At 55.4% G+C, this 12,627-nt stretch carries 19 protein-coding genes; all 19 read left to right on the top strand.

Features of this window, described 5'->3' with window-relative positions; translation table 11 throughout:
• The first annotated feature begins 8 nt into the window (after positions 1-8).
• On the top strand, positions 9-503 hold the full coding sequence (locus tag U0029_RS03585) for a structural cement protein Gp24 (RefSeq protein ID WP_114852873.1): 495 nt from the start codon (positions 9-11) through the stop codon (positions 501-503).
• A gap of 61 nt (positions 504-564) precedes the next feature.
• Positions 565-1,551 carry a DUF2184 domain-containing protein gene (locus tag U0029_RS03590; protein ID WP_114852874.1) on the top strand — a complete coding sequence of 329 codons (987 nt, stop codon included), beginning with the start codon at positions 565-567 and terminating at the stop codon, positions 1,549-1,551.
• 10 nt (positions 1,552-1,561) lie between these two features.
• Positions 1,562-1,765 (top strand): STY1053 family phage-associated protein, encoded by a 204-nt coding sequence (locus U0029_RS03595; protein WP_114852875.1) that lies wholly within the window; start codon positions 1,562-1,564, stop codon positions 1,763-1,765.
• Positions 1,766-1,768: 3 nt separating this feature from the next.
• On the top strand, positions 1,769-2,152 hold the full coding sequence (locus tag U0029_RS03600; RefSeq protein ID WP_114852876.1) for a DUF4054 domain-containing protein: 384 nt from the start codon (positions 1,769-1,771) through the stop codon (positions 2,150-2,152).
• 8 nt (positions 2,153-2,160) lie between these two features.
• Positions 2,161-2,646 carry a hypothetical protein gene (locus tag U0029_RS03605; protein ID WP_114852877.1) on the top strand — a complete coding sequence of 162 codons (486 nt, stop codon included), beginning with the start codon at positions 2,161-2,163 and terminating at the stop codon, positions 2,644-2,646.
• A 2-nt stretch (positions 2,647-2,648) separates the two neighbouring features.
• Entirely contained in the window at positions 2,649-3,020 is a 372-nt protein-coding gene (locus U0029_RS03610; protein WP_114852878.1) for a hypothetical protein, read from the top strand.
• A 3-nt stretch (positions 3,021-3,023) separates the two neighbouring features.
• Positions 3,024-3,608, top strand: a complete 585-nt coding sequence (locus tag U0029_RS03615; RefSeq protein ID WP_114852879.1) for a phage neck terminator protein — start codon at positions 3,024-3,026, stop codon at positions 3,606-3,608.
• A gap of 59 nt (positions 3,609-3,667) precedes the next feature.
• The gene (locus U0029_RS03620; RefSeq protein ID WP_114852880.1) at positions 3,668-5,149 is read left to right on the top strand and encodes a DUF3383 domain-containing protein; all 1,482 of its coding nucleotides are present in this window, start codon (positions 3,668-3,670) and stop codon (positions 5,147-5,149) included.
• Between the two features lie 10 nt (positions 5,150-5,159).
• Entirely contained in the window at positions 5,160-5,603 is a 444-nt protein-coding gene (locus U0029_RS03625) for a phage structural protein (RefSeq protein ID WP_114852881.1), read from the top strand.
• Positions 5,604-5,999, top strand: coding sequence for a phage tail assembly chaperone (locus U0029_RS03630; RefSeq protein ID WP_114852882.1), 396 nt, complete (start codon positions 5,604-5,606; stop codon positions 5,997-5,999). It begins immediately after the preceding gene.
• A gap of 122 nt (positions 6,000-6,121) precedes the next feature.
• A complete protein-coding gene (locus tag U0029_RS17255) occupies positions 6,122-6,193 on the top strand; it encodes a DUF6889 family protein (protein WP_407655215.1) in 72 nt (23 codons plus the stop codon).
• On the top strand, positions 6,186-7,865 hold the full coding sequence (locus U0029_RS03635; RefSeq protein ID WP_114852884.1) for a phage tail tape measure protein: 1,680 nt from the start codon (positions 6,186-6,188) through the stop codon (positions 7,863-7,865). The genes U0029_RS17255 and U0029_RS03635 overlap by 8 nt, the downstream gene beginning before the upstream one ends.
• Entirely contained in the window at positions 7,862-8,440 is a 579-nt protein-coding gene (locus U0029_RS03640; RefSeq protein ID WP_114852885.1) for a phage baseplate protein, read from the top strand. The genes U0029_RS03635 and U0029_RS03640 overlap by 4 nt, the downstream gene beginning before the upstream one ends.
• Positions 8,437-8,742: a phage baseplate plug family protein gene (locus tag U0029_RS03645; protein WP_114852886.1), complete on the top strand. Its 306-nt coding sequence runs from the start codon at positions 8,437-8,439 to the stop codon at positions 8,740-8,742. The genes U0029_RS03640 and U0029_RS03645 overlap by 4 nt, the downstream gene beginning before the upstream one ends.
• A gap of 3 nt (positions 8,743-8,745) precedes the next feature.
• Positions 8,746-9,672 (top strand): phage protein, encoded by a 927-nt coding sequence (locus tag U0029_RS03650; RefSeq protein ID WP_114852887.1) that lies wholly within the window; start codon positions 8,746-8,748, stop codon positions 9,670-9,672.
• Positions 9,665-10,411 (top strand): Gp138 family membrane-puncturing spike protein, encoded by a 747-nt coding sequence (locus U0029_RS03655; RefSeq protein ID WP_114852888.1) that lies wholly within the window; start codon positions 9,665-9,667, stop codon positions 10,409-10,411. Before U0029_RS03650 ends, U0029_RS03655 begins: the two co-directional genes overlap by 8 nt.
• 7 nt (positions 10,412-10,418) lie before the next feature.
• Positions 10,419-10,772, top strand: a complete 354-nt coding sequence (locus U0029_RS03660) for a hypothetical protein (RefSeq protein WP_114852889.1) — start codon at positions 10,419-10,421, stop codon at positions 10,770-10,772.
• On the top strand, positions 10,769-11,947 hold the full coding sequence (locus U0029_RS03665) for a baseplate J/gp47 family protein (protein WP_114852890.1): 1,179 nt from the start codon (positions 10,769-10,771) through the stop codon (positions 11,945-11,947). The genes U0029_RS03660 and U0029_RS03665 overlap by 4 nt, the downstream gene beginning before the upstream one ends.
• 7 nt (positions 11,948-11,954) lie before the next feature.
• Complete coding sequence (locus U0029_RS03670) at positions 11,955-12,626, top strand: DUF2612 domain-containing protein (RefSeq protein ID WP_114852891.1); 672 nt, start codon at positions 11,955-11,957, stop codon at positions 12,624-12,626.
• The last annotated feature ends 1 nt before the right edge of the window (position 12,627 follow it).

Genomic DNA, 12,627 nt, shown 5'->3' on the forward strand with positions numbered 1-12,627 from the left:
ACCAAAGAATGGCCACCAACGCAATTCTCTACCGCATGCCCTACGGCATCCCGGGCGACGTTACGCGCCAATCGCAATCAACGATTGAGCCGCAACTGTTCAACCCGGCCGCCACCTTTCCCGCCTATGGCCTGTTTGGCAAGATCGACAACGGCCGGTTCGTGCCGATTGGCGCGGGTGACGCTGCCGCCGCCGTCTATGGCTTGCTGGTTCGCCCCTTCCCGACGCAATCGGCCTCCACTGCTATGGGCATTGCCCAGCCGCCCGCCACTGGCCCGGCCGACGTCCTGCGCCGGGGATACGCCGCTGTCAAGCTGCGCGGTTCGGCTGCTGCCGCCCTGAATGGCCAGGTCTATGTGCGTGTCGCAAACGAAACAGCCGACCAGCCCATCGGTGGCATCGAGGCCGCTGCGGATAGCACCAACACTATCGAAGTTGCCAGCTGCATTTTCATGTCCGCCGCTGACGCGGACGGCAACGTGGAAATCTCGTTCAAGGTCTAACCGACCGCAACGCACAAAGAGCCCGCTTCGGCGGGTTTTTTTACGCCCATAGGAAGGGAAAATGAAAAAATCCAACATCATTCGTGCGTATACGCGTGACGGTCTGATGACCTTCGATCAGCGCACGATCGACAGCGCTGGCGCTTTTTTGGTCGGCGAACTGGAACGCCTGGACCAGAACCTGCACGCCCCGCTGGCTGCGGTGACCTGGAGCCGTGACATCGACCTGCGCGAGGATGTGTCAGTGGCCGATGAGTTCTCGTCGTTTACGAACTCCAGCTTTGCGGCTGCTTCGGGAACCGGCCTGAGCGGCAAGGCGTGGATTGGCAAAGAAGCCAACGCCATCACTGGTATCGGTTTGGACATCGGCAAGACCGCACAAGCGTTGTCCTTGTGGGGAATGCAACTGGGCTGGACGCTGCCCGAACTGGAATCGGCGCAGAAGCTGGGCCGCCCGGTTGATCAGCAAAAGTACGCGGGCATGCAGCTCAAGTACAACATGGACATTGATGAGCAGGTCTACATTGGTGATGTCGGCTTGGGTCAAACTGGCCTGGTGAACGGCGCTGCCGTTACCAATGTGGCCAACGCCACCACTGGCAACTGGGCTACTGCTACCGCTGCCCAGATCCTGGCCGATGTCAACGAACTGCTGAGCAGCGTTTGGGCGGCTTCGGCCTATGCTGTGATGCCGTCACGCCTGCTGATCGATCCCACCAACTACGGCCGCCTGGTGTCCACCATCGTCTCCAGCGCTGGTAACATCAGCATCCTGGAATTCCTGAAGGTCAACAGCCTGAGCAATGCCGTCAACGGGCGCCCGCTGGACATTCAGCCGCTCAAGTGGCTGGTAGGTCGCGGCACGAGCAACACCAACCGCATGGTTGCGTACACGAAAGAAATGGATCGTGTGCGCTTCCCTCTGGTTCCGCTGCAACGCACCCCGCTGGAATACCGCGATCTGCGTCAACTGACTACCTACTTCGGTCGTCTGGGTGCCGTGGAATTCGTGTACCCGGAAACGGTCGGTTACCGCGACGGCATCTAAGGAGGATGGGATGGCTAAGGTACGAGTTATCAAGGCCTTCCGCCTCAATGCCCCTGATGGGCGCCAACTGGAGTTCCAGAAAGGCGTCCAGCAGATCGATGATGGTCTGGTGAACCATTGGTTCGTCCAGGCGCATATCGAGGCGGAAAAGGTTCAGGAAGCCAAGCCGGAGGCCCGACGCCCGGGTCGGCCGCCCAAAGACGAAAGCGAGTAACCCATGGATCTAGCAGCCTTTCGCGCAGACTTTCCGGAGTTTGCTGATACTGCCCGGTATACGGATAGCCAGTTGACTCTTTGGAGCACGATGGCTGAGGCGATGCTAAACCAAAGCCGCTGGGGAACTCTCTGGCCGTTAGGGGTGAAGCTATACACCGCTCACCATCTAGCGATTGCCGTCAGGAATCAGCAAGCTTCAGCGGCGGGCGGAATCCCCGGTCAAGTGACAGGTCCGCAAAGCTCCAAATCGGTAGATAAGGTCAGTGTGAGCTACGACACCGGTTCGGCGGCCAACCCGGATGCGACATTCTGGAATCTAACCACCTACGGTATCGAACTGTGGCGTCTGATCCAGATGTTTGGCGCCGGTGGCGTTCAGCTATGAGGTGATCCATGGGCGTTGAGATGAGGGTTGATCGTCTTCAGGACATCATCAAGACGCTGCATTCGATTGCCCAAAAGGACGTGCTTGTAGGCGTTCCCGATAGCTCGCCAGAGCGTGATGACGATGCAGAGTATTCGAATGCTCAGATCGGCTACATCAACGAGTTCGGCTCTCCTCCAAATAATATCCCGGCGCGCCCTCACCTGATTCCAGGCGTAGAGGCGATCCAGGATCAGGCCGCTGGCATCCTCAAGCGTGGTGGCCAACGTGCCTTGGATGGTGACGCACAGGCTGTGGATCAATCCTTGCATGCAGCCGGTCTGCTGGCTGTGAATTCGGTGCGCAAGACCATCCAGGAGGGAGATTTCCCCCCGCTGGCGCCATATACGCTCCAGAAACGCCGGGAAGCCGGAAGGACGGGCGATAAGCCGCTGTTGGATACCGGTCAATATCGGAACTCGCAGACCTACGTGGTCAGGAAAAAGGACAAATAGCCATGCCTCTACTCGACGTTACAGAGGTGCTGCTGGATCCGGATTTCCTTGACACCACGCTGACTTGTACCCGGCAGACTCAGACCGTGAATCAGTATGGTGAAGCAGTCAACGCGCAACAGGTCATCCCCTTTTCTGGGGTGGTAACCAGCGATCAAGGCGATATCCTCGACCGGATTGCAGAAGGCAGCCGCATCAAGGGCTCCATCCTGATATGTACCAAGTTCACCCTCATCCCCGGTACCGCTGGTCGTGACGCTGACCTTGTGACATGGCAGGGTCGGCAATACACGGTGTCGAACGTCAACGACTACACAACCTATGGTCCTGGCTTCGTAGAGGCGCTATGCGACCTCATTCCGTTGAAGGGGTAAGGCATGGCCAATACATCAGCGACCGGGGGTTATCTCGCTCCCGTAGCGCCTACGCCGCCAACCCAGGACCAGCAGCTTGACCGGCTGTTGCAGGCCTATTTAAAGGGTCTGACCGGGATCGACGGGCAGTACGTGCGTCCGAGGTGGCAACCGACTGTGCCTAAGCAGCCCGAGCAGAATGTTGATTGGGTGGCGTTCGGCGTCATGGAAACGCTGTCCGAGGACTTCCCGACGATCCGGCATAACGGCACCGGGGATGGCTCCGGCACGCTTCAGAGGCAGCAGGAATTGCGGGTTCTGTGTTCGTTCTACGGGCCGAACTCCATGCAGTACGCAGATATGGCGCGAGACGGCGCTTACGTGCAGCAGAACAACGAAACGCTGAAGCGTGCTGGGCTGACGCTCATCGAGTCTGGCCCTTTGCGCCAGGCCGCCGATTTCTACAACCAGCAGTGGATCAGGCGGTGGGATCTGTCCTTCAGGTTCCGGCGCATGATCGTTCGCACCTACCCGGTGCTGAACATCCTGGAAGCTCAGGGCGATATAGAGGCAGACAACGGGTTGACGAATTCAATCAACGTCCCTTAGCCCGAACAAACACAACCAAGGCCCGCTTATAGCGGGCTTTTTCTTTTCTGGAGTATTCCATGGCTCAAGGATTGCCCGTCAGCGACGTAGTGAACGTGCAGATAGTCATGTCCCCGCTGGCTGCTGCTACTCGGGACTTCGGCGCCCTGATGATTGTCGGCACATCTTCCGTGATTGACGTTCAGGAGCGCATCCGCCAGTACAGCGACATTGATGGTGTGGCAAACGACTTTGGCGCGACTGCGGCCGAATACCTGGCCGCCAATCTGTTCTTCTCGCAATCGCCCCAGCCGTCGATTTTGTACATCGGCCGCTGGGCGCAAACCGCGACTGCGGGCCTTCTGCGTGGCGCGATACTTGCCAATGGGCAACAGGCAATGTCGAACTTCACGAGCGTTACCGATGGCTCAATGAAGATTACTGTTGATGGCGTTGAAAAAACCATCACTGGCGCTGACTTTTCGGCTGAGACGAACCTGAACGGTGTCGCCTCAGAGATCAATTCCTTGCTGACGGGCGCTGTTGTAACGTGGGATGGGGCAAGCGACAGGTTTATCGTCACGAGTTCCACCACTGGCGCGTCTTCTTCGGTGGGCTATGCAACTGCGAACACGACCGGCACTGATATTTCCGGCCTTCTTGGCCTGACGCAAGCACAATCTGCCGTGCCCGTGCCTGGCGTTGCTGCTGAGACGATGCTGGAGGCGTATCAGGCCCTAGGCAATGCATCGACGGCGTGGTATGGGTCGATGACCGCGACCACGGCAACGATAACCGATGACGATCATCTGGCGGTTGCCGCCTATATCGAGTCGGCCAGCCCGACCCGTATCTACGGTGTCACGTCGCAAAGCACTGCAATCCTGGATGGAACGCTGTCCACGGATATCGCCAGTAAGCTGAAAGCGGCTAAGCTGAAGCGCACGTTCATTCAGTACTCGTCCAGCTCGCCCTATGCGTCAGCCTCGCTGTACGGGCGTGCGTTTACGGTCAACTTCCAGGGCAACAACACGGTCATTACGCTCAAGTTCAAGCAAGAGCCGGCCGTGGGTGCCGAGAACCTGACTGCTTCCCAGGCGGCTGCCCTGACAGCGAAGAACTGCAACGTCTTTGTCAACTACAACAACACGGCAATCATCCAGCAAGGCGTTATGGCCAACGGGTACTTCTTCGACGAAGTGCATGGCACGGACTGGTTGCAAAACGACGTGCAAACGGCGGTCTACAACCTGCTTTACACCAGCACGACCAGGATTCCTCAGACGGACGGCGGCATCAACCAGATCGTTAATACGATCAACTCGCGCATGGACCAAGCTGTCGCCAACGGCCTGGTCGCGCCTGGTCAATGGAACGCTGATGGCTTCGGCGCCTTGAATCGTGGAGATTATCTACCGGCCGGCTACTACACCTATGCGCCGCCCGTCGCTACGCAATCGCAAGCCGACCGAGAGGCCCGCAAGTCGCCCGTGATTCAGTGCGCGATCAAGTTGGCCGGTGCGGTTCACTTCGTCAATATCATCATCAACGTCAATCGCTAAGGGGTAGCAGATGACTCAGGCATATAGCTTCATTGATGTCAACGCCACCTTGACTGGCCCGACTGGCGTATTCGACCTGGGCTACGGAGCTGGGACGGCAGAGGAAGGGATCACCATCACCCCAGTCGGTGACAAGAACACCATGACTATTGGTGCCGATGGCGAGTACATGCACTCGCTGCACGCCGACAAGTCTGGAACGGTGACTGTGCGTGTTTTGAAGACAAGCCCGGTCAATGCCAAGTTGCAGCTGGCCTATAACGCGCAGACGGCCAGCTCGTTGCTGCACGGTCAGAACATCATCACCGTGTCGATCACAGGGACCGGTGAGCAGGTGGTGTGCCGTGGCGTGGCCTTCAAGCGCCAACCGGAAGCTGTATACGCCAAAGAAGGCCAGATTGTTGAATGGACGTTCGACGCTGGGAAGATCGATAAGACGCAGGGGGTTTTCTAAATGAGTGACTTTGAATACGGCGGTCACCAGTACAGCATTGGCAAGCTGAGCGCCTTCAAGCAATTGCATGTCGCCCGGCGGGTGGCACCGATCCTGACTGGGTTGGCCGATATGGCAATGGCATCTGAAGGGAAAACGCTTGACTTCAAACAGGCCGTGGAGCCCATGGTTCTCGCGGTATCCAAGTTGTCTGACGAGGATACCGAACTGATCATCGGTACCTGCCTGGGGGTTGTCTCGCGCAAGACTGGGAATAAGACTGCGGCCCCAGTGTTCAGCTCTGGCAACTGCATGTTCGATGACATCGATATGGTGGGACTGCTTCGCCTGACTGCCGAGGTCATCAAGGTCAACTTGGGAAATACTTTCAGCGCACTCCTTACCGCCGGCCAGTAATTGCTGGCTATGGGGTGCGCGTCGAGACGCTTCCGGGCGGCGAGGATTGGCTTTTGAGGCCAGTTCTCGAAGGGATATGCAGGTACGAGAGCCTGAAAGATGGCACTTTGGATCTCGCCGACGTGTCACTCATGAATGACGCCCTTGATGTCAGGGCAGAAAATTTAGATAGAGCGAGGCAACGGCATGGCTGACCAGAATATTATCCGCGAGTTTCTGGTTAGCTTGGGCTGGAAGATCGACGACAAGGGTGAGCGCCGTTTTGTTGAAACGGTCGAGAAGTCAACCAAGCGCGTTATTGCCCTGGGTACGGCCGCAACCGCAGCTGCAGCGGCGGTTGTTGCTGCTACTGCAAAGATGGCGGCGGGGCTGGAGGAGATTTACTACACTTCCCAGCGCACAAAAACATCCTCGCAGAATATTCTGGCTTTGGGGTTCGCCGCCGGCCAGGCTGGGTCGTCAGCGAATGCCCTGCGTGGTTCGCTGGAAAACCTTGCGCGCTTGATCCGTAGCGCGCCTGGTTCGGAGAACTTGATTCAAAGCATCGGGGTGCAGACCCGCGATGCAAACGGGCAGCTCAAGGACACCGGGGAGGTCCTGACCGATCTTGGGGAGCGTCTGAAGGCGATGCCCTACTATCGGGCAAAGGCTTACGCGGACGTTCTGGGTATCGATGAAAATACCCTGATGGCCTTGCAGCGCGGCCTGGGCGAGTTCAGCGCCGAGTATCAGGCGATGCTTAAGGATGCGGGCCTTGACGCTGAAGAGGCGTCCAAGGACAGCAAGGAGTTCATGAACCAGTTGCGCCTCTTGGGCGCGACGTTTGACATTCTGTCCAAGAAGGCCGGCACGAGTCTGCTGAAGGGCCTGGGCGATATCGTTCAGCGATTCCAGAGGCTCGTGCGCGAGAACTTTCAAGAGATCAACGAGATTATTGTTCTTCTCGGGGATACGGCGGGCGGTTTCTTGAACTTGCTTGGCCGGATTGGGACTGCAATAGGGCCATATGTCCGCGATGCAGTTAAGTACATCAAGGAATTCGGCGAAGAGGCCGATAAGGCATTCGGCCATCTGGATTTATCGGATGCAGCCGCCCAGTTCAAGCGGCTTGGCGATGCAACCCAGGATGTTTGGCGGGTCATTGAGCCTATCTTCAAGAAATTGGGGATGGGCAACCTAGACAAGTTCTTGCAGTCTACGGTGGACGAGGCAGGGGATTTGGCTGGGATTGGTGCTGCGTTGCTGAAGGGCGATCTGGCAGGCGCAAAGGCTGTCATTGATCAGCGCAAAGCACGCCAAGCGGCGAGACCGGCTGGTGATGGATATTCACCTTCTTCAAAAGACCCCCGGGGCATTCGCAATAACAACCCTGGCAATCTGGTTTATGTAGGGCAGGCGGGAGCAAGCAAAGAAGCCAACGGCCGATTTGCTACGTTTTCCAGTGCTCAAGAGGGGTTGAATGCACTGGCCGCGCAGTTGCGACGCTATGGCCAGCGCGGGCTGAACAGCATTCAGTCGATTGTCAACACCTATGCCCCCGCCAGCGAGAATGATACCGGCGCCTACGCCAATTATCTGGCGCAGAAGATGGGTATCGGCACGAGCACAAAATTCGACGTTAATTCCGATCCCTCTGCGCTAGCTGCACTTATCCGAGGCGTTGTGGAGTACGAGAACGGACGCAACCCTTACAGCAACGACATGATCGCGCAGGCTGCTGGAATGTCTACGGTAAACCTTACTCAAAACGTGCAAATTAGCGTGGCTGGCACGGAAGACCCTTATGCCACTGCTAACGAGGTGGCGCGGCAGCAGCGGGCTATCGGGTCGGATGCAATCCGGAATTTAAGAGGGGCAACGCGATGATGGTTGGTGACGTTCTAAGCTCAATCTTTATCCGGCGCAAGCGATCTATTGCAGATGTAATCCCGGATGTGGCAGTGGAAGAGATTCACAGTGACGACTTAATCGTCACGGACCATCCTGTGGAGCAAGGGGCTTCGATTTCGGATCATGCATTCAAGAAACCGGCTGAAGTGGCACTGCGGTATGGGTGGTCCAACAGCTCAGCAGTCAATAACGTAATGCGGGGCGGCCTTACAGTTTCGGTTGAAGATGTCTACCAAAAGTTACTGGCTTTACAGGAGTCGAGGGAGCCTTTCGATCTGATCACTGGTAAGCGTGCTTACAACAACATGCTTATCGTCAGTTTGAAAGTTGAGACGAACATTATCACTAACGATGTTCTGTATATCTCGGCTATCTGCCGTCAGATCATCACTGTGCCGACATATTTGACGGCAGCGGCACCTCACGAGGATCAATCTAATCCTGAAGTAACAGGAAATGTGGAGGTATTTCCTATTGAGCAGCCGCAGCCGCTTCTGGCCATTCCTGATGGAATTAATGCTGTCGAAGGGCTGCCGGGTAGCAAGTCATGAACGTCTTCAAAATACCATTAGCTAACCGTGCTCAGACTTTCCCGATTGTTCTGTCGAATGTGGAATACCGATTCCGTATCGTATGGCGCGATCCGCAGGGTTGGGTTTTGGATATCTTGGATAGCCTTAACAACCCAATTCTTTGCGGCATGCCGCTTATCCCGGGCGTAAATCTTCTTCGGCAGTTCGACTACCTTGGAATCGGTGGCGGGCTGGTTGTGCTCACTGATGGGGCTGCTCTGATCTACCCGACTTACGATGGTCTTGGCAAAGAATCATTGATGTATTACGTAACGGAGTAGGCGATGGCGATTCAATGGCTGCGTAAGTCCGCCCTTGCGCTGGAGAATGCGTCCGGAGACCAGTTGGACATCTCTGAGCTTCACTTCAAGTTTGTGATATCGGCTGCTGATGTGCAAACCCCTGCCGCAGCTCAAATTAGAGTTTACAACTTGAGCGATAACACCGCTCAGCGGATCCAGAAAGAGTTTGCCAAGGTTACTTTGCGGGCCGGGTACGAGGGCAATTTCGGGACAATCTTTTCTGGAGATGTAAAACAAATCCGTCGCGGCAAAGAAACTTCGATAGACAAGTATCTGGATATCACCGCCGCTAATGGCGATATGGCTTACAACTTCGCTGTCGCCAACTTTACGCTTGCAGCTGGCTGGACGGCAGCGGAATTGTACAACGCACTTCTGCAAGAACTCTCTTTGTACGGGGTTACGGCAGGTTATGCGCCACCGTTTCCAGCCACCGTGTACCCGCGAGCCACATCTTTCTATGGAATGGTGCGGGATCGCTTGAGGGAATTGGCTGAGATGGTTGGATGCTCTTGGTCTATCCATGACAACCGGCTGTATCTCATACCGATTTCTGGGTATATCCCAGGGGATACCGTTGTCTTGACATCCAAGACCGGGCTGATCGGGTTTCCTGAGCAGACCATCAACGGGATTCATGTCAGATGCTTGTTAAACCCTAACATCTTCATTGGGCGCGGCATTCAGATCAACAACGGGAGTGTTCAGGAGGCACAGATTAACGTTGCCTATACCGCTTTTAATTACTTCCCCAGTATTGCTCAGGATGGGAAATACAAGGCTCTAGCGGTTACACACATCGGCGATACGCGCGGCCAGTCTTGGTACACCGATTCAATCTGCCAAGCAATTGATGGAACAGCCCCGATGAGCAGGTCAATTCTTACGGTGGTGCCGAATAATGGATAGACGAGAGCGCTGGAACGATCCAGAGGAGGCTATTCGAGCTGCTTTGGAGGCACGTCAATCGGGCGTGCAAACTGCTATCCCGGCAATCGTGGTTTCCTTCGACCCAGAAACTGTGACGTTGGCAGCTCAGCCGGTAGTGCAGGGGACTGTACAGGCAGCCACGGGCGCTTATTCAACGGTCAATCTGCCAGTGCTACAGGACGTTCCAGTAGCGTTTCCTCGTGGCGGGGGATGCACTCTGACCTTCCCCATCTCTGCCGGTGATGAAGTTTTGCTTGTTTTCTCTAGCCGATGCATTGATGGCTGGTGGCAAACAGGGCAAGTCGGTCCGGCGATGGACGCCAGAATGCACAGCCTTAGTGACGCCATTGCAATACCGGGTCTGTTTTCGCAAGTGACCAAAATAAACGGTATTAGCACCAATTCAGCCCAGTTAAGGAGCAACGATGGCCTTACCTTCATCGAGCTTGATCCAACAACTGGGAAGGTAAAAATTGTGGCGCCGGGTGGATTTGACGTCCAAGCTCCGCAGTCAAATTTTTCTGGCGAGGTCCTTGTGAATGGTCTGTTGACCTACGTTGCCGGTTTGATCGGCAGCGGTGGGGCAGGAAGTGCTGCAGAAATTACCGGTATTTTTAACGTGGTTGGGCAGATCATCGCAAACGGTAAACGCGTAGACGACACTCACCGCCATTCTGGAGTCCAGCCCGGGGCTAGCAATTCCGGGGAAGTTGTATGAGGTGGAAATGCGCTATCGAAAATTGGATGAGGCTGGTGATTATATTTTTGGGAATGGTCAGGCAGATTTATACAGAGACGTACCTGAAGCCCCGGCACAGGCGGTTGGAACCAGATTAAGGTTATGGACAAATGAATGGTTTGCGAATACGGCTGCCGGGACTCCATACCTGCCATTTATTTTGGGCCGAAATACGGATAGCAGCTACGACGCGGTTCTGATGGCTCGCATTCTTGAAACGACCGGCGTTCTTAGGGTAGATGCGTATAGAAGCGTTCTGGATCGCGAGGCTCGCAAGCTTTCCGTTACCGCCACGATCACCACTGCGTACGGCCAGATACAGGTTCAACAGACAATATGAGCACTCCAATTACGCCGTATATCGACGAAACCGGGTTTCATGGCCCTACGTATCAAGACGTCGTTGATTACATCAAAAGAAAGTATCGTGAGATTTATGGCAACGACATTTATCTTGAGGAAGACTCCCAGGACGGTCAACTGATCGGAGTTTTTGCCCTTGCTTTCTATGACTGCGTGTCACTTGCCTCTGCAGTTTACAACTCCTTTTCCCCTGGCACCTCTCAAGGGGTTGGATTATCCGCAAATGTGAAGATTAACGGCATCCGGCGGCGTGTAGCCACGAAATCTACAGTAGACCTCACGGTAACTGGACAGGCAGGTACGGTAATCTCAAATGGCCAGGCCCTAGATAACTTTAATAACCGCTGGAGTTTGCCGCCATCTGTGACTATCCCTCTATCTGGCGCAGTCACTGTCACTGCAACTGCGCAAAATTTCGGCGCTATTTCAGCAGTTCCGGGCTCAATTACTCGCATTGGAACGCCCACTAGAGGCTGGCAGTCGGTAACTAACCCGCTTTCCGCTACGCCAGGAGCCGCGGTGGAAACTGACGCCGAGCTGCGGAACAGGCAAACGTTTTCCACTGCTTTGCCGTCGCGATCAGTGCTTGATGGAACCGTTGGTGCTGTTGGGAATGTCAGGGGTGTCACGCGGTTCAAAGGCTATGAGAACGACGCAAATGCTATTTCTGCGGACGGGCTCCCGCCGCACTCTATTGCGATAGTTGCGGAAGGGGGGGATGCTTTCGAGATCGCGCAGGCGATTGCCGTTCATAAAACCCCGGGAACATATACACACGGCAACACTGAGGTGATGGTTTACGACGCGTACGGAGTGCCTAATACCATCCGTTTTTTCCGGCCTAAGGTTGTTTCGATTTCGGTTATCGTTAATATCCAAGCCTTGCAGGGGTATTCAACGCCCTATGGCGATCAGATTAAAGCCGCTGTCGCTTCTTATATAAACGCGCTTGGGATAGGCGCTGACGTACTGTATACGAAGCTGTACACACCGGCAAACCTGCCAGGGCAAGCATCAGGAGAGACGTTCTCCATTACTTCGATCCTTGTAGCTCGCGATAATGCCGCACCTGCAGCTGAGAACGTGGAGATCAGCATCGATGAGTTGCCCGAGTGCGATGCTGCAGGCATAACTCTTAACGTAACAGCGTGAGGGTCCAATGGCTGAAAATAAATACACAGCCAAAATCACGAGCGAACACAGCCAGCGCCCTAAGTTCATGGGAGTTGTTTTTAACAACACACAGCCATTCTGCTCTCTGTTTCATTTCCTCGGCAGCTATACGCAAGCATTTGATCTTGACGCTGCCATAGGAGCCCAGCTAGACCACATTGGTCAATGGATCGGGCGCTCACGGTTCGTTGATATACCGCTCACCGGGCTGTATTTCACCTGGGATGATACGGCTGATGTCGGGTGGTCATCCGGACTTTGGAAAGGCCAATTCGACCCTGAGTCTGGCCTCATTTCTCTCCCGGACGAATCCTATCGAACGCTACTGAAGGCAAAGGTTGCCGCAAATTCTTGGGATGGGAGTATCCCGGGTGCGTATGCGATCTGGGATGCGGCTTTTGGCGGGCAGTCCCACATCATCATCCAAGACAACCAAGACATGTCCATGTCGGTTGCGATTGCCGGCCAGCCTTTGGATATCGTAACTCGCGCACTTCTGACGAATGGCTATCTGCCCTTGAAGCCAGAGGGCGTGCGCATCAATTTTTACATCATTACCCCAGTTGATGGCCAATTGCTGGCTTGGGATGCAGAGAGCACAGCCCTGGCGGGCTGGGACGCCGGGAATTGGGGCATTGAAATAACGACGGGAACGTAAA

Origin of the sequence: Bordetella avium (assembly GCF_034424645.1) — a bacterium.
Classification (GTDB): domain Bacteria; phylum Pseudomonadota; class Gammaproteobacteria; order Burkholderiales; family Burkholderiaceae_B; genus Bordetella; species Bordetella avium.

Excerpts from the sequence above, each read along its gene's own strand:
- U0029_RS03590 (WP_114852874.1), top strand. The coding sequence starts at position 565 with ATGAAAAAATCCAACATCATTCGTGCGTATACGCGTGACGGTCTGATG.
- U0029_RS03615 (WP_114852879.1), top strand. The coding sequence starts at position 3,024 with ATGGCCAATACATCAGCGACCGGGGGTTATCTCGCTCCCGTAGCGCCT.
- U0029_RS03635 (WP_114852884.1), top strand. The coding sequence starts at position 6,186 with ATGGCTGACCAGAATATTATCCGCGAGTTTCTGGTTAGCTTGGGCTGG.
- U0029_RS03595 (WP_114852875.1), top strand. The coding sequence starts at position 1,562 with ATGGCTAAGGTACGAGTTATCAAGGCCTTCCGCCTCAATGCCCCTGAT.
- U0029_RS03640 (WP_114852885.1), top strand. The coding sequence starts at position 7,862 with ATGATGGTTGGTGACGTTCTAAGCTCAATCTTTATCCGGCGCAAGCGA.
- U0029_RS03585 (WP_114852873.1), top strand. The coding sequence starts at position 9 with ATGGCCACCAACGCAATTCTCTACCGCATGCCCTACGGCATCCCGGGC.
- U0029_RS03665 (WP_114852890.1), top strand. The coding sequence starts at position 10,769 with ATGAGCACTCCAATTACGCCGTATATCGACGAAACCGGGTTTCATGGC.
- U0029_RS03625 (WP_114852881.1), top strand. The coding sequence starts at position 5,160 with ATGACTCAGGCATATAGCTTCATTGATGTCAACGCCACCTTGACTGGC.
- U0029_RS03600 (WP_114852876.1), top strand. The coding sequence starts at position 1,769 with ATGGATCTAGCAGCCTTTCGCGCAGACTTTCCGGAGTTTGCTGATACT.
- U0029_RS03630 (WP_114852882.1), top strand. The coding sequence starts at position 5,604 with ATGAGTGACTTTGAATACGGCGGTCACCAGTACAGCATTGGCAAGCTG.
- U0029_RS03620 (WP_114852880.1), top strand. The coding sequence starts at position 3,668 with ATGGCTCAAGGATTGCCCGTCAGCGACGTAGTGAACGTGCAGATAGTC.
- U0029_RS03670 (WP_114852891.1), top strand. The coding sequence starts at position 11,955 with ATGGCTGAAAATAAATACACAGCCAAAATCACGAGCGAACACAGCCAG.
- U0029_RS03650 (WP_114852887.1), top strand. The coding sequence starts at position 8,746 with ATGGCGATTCAATGGCTGCGTAAGTCCGCCCTTGCGCTGGAGAATGCG.
- U0029_RS03610 (WP_114852878.1), top strand. The coding sequence starts at position 2,649 with ATGCCTCTACTCGACGTTACAGAGGTGCTGCTGGATCCGGATTTCCTT.
- U0029_RS03655 (WP_114852888.1), top strand. The coding sequence starts at position 9,665 with ATGGATAGACGAGAGCGCTGGAACGATCCAGAGGAGGCTATTCGAGCT.
- U0029_RS03660 (WP_114852889.1), top strand. The coding sequence starts at position 10,419 with ATGCGCTATCGAAAATTGGATGAGGCTGGTGATTATATTTTTGGGAAT.
- U0029_RS03605 (WP_114852877.1), top strand. The coding sequence starts at position 2,161 with ATGGGCGTTGAGATGAGGGTTGATCGTCTTCAGGACATCATCAAGACG.
- U0029_RS03645 (WP_114852886.1), top strand. The coding sequence starts at position 8,437 with ATGAACGTCTTCAAAATACCATTAGCTAACCGTGCTCAGACTTTCCCG.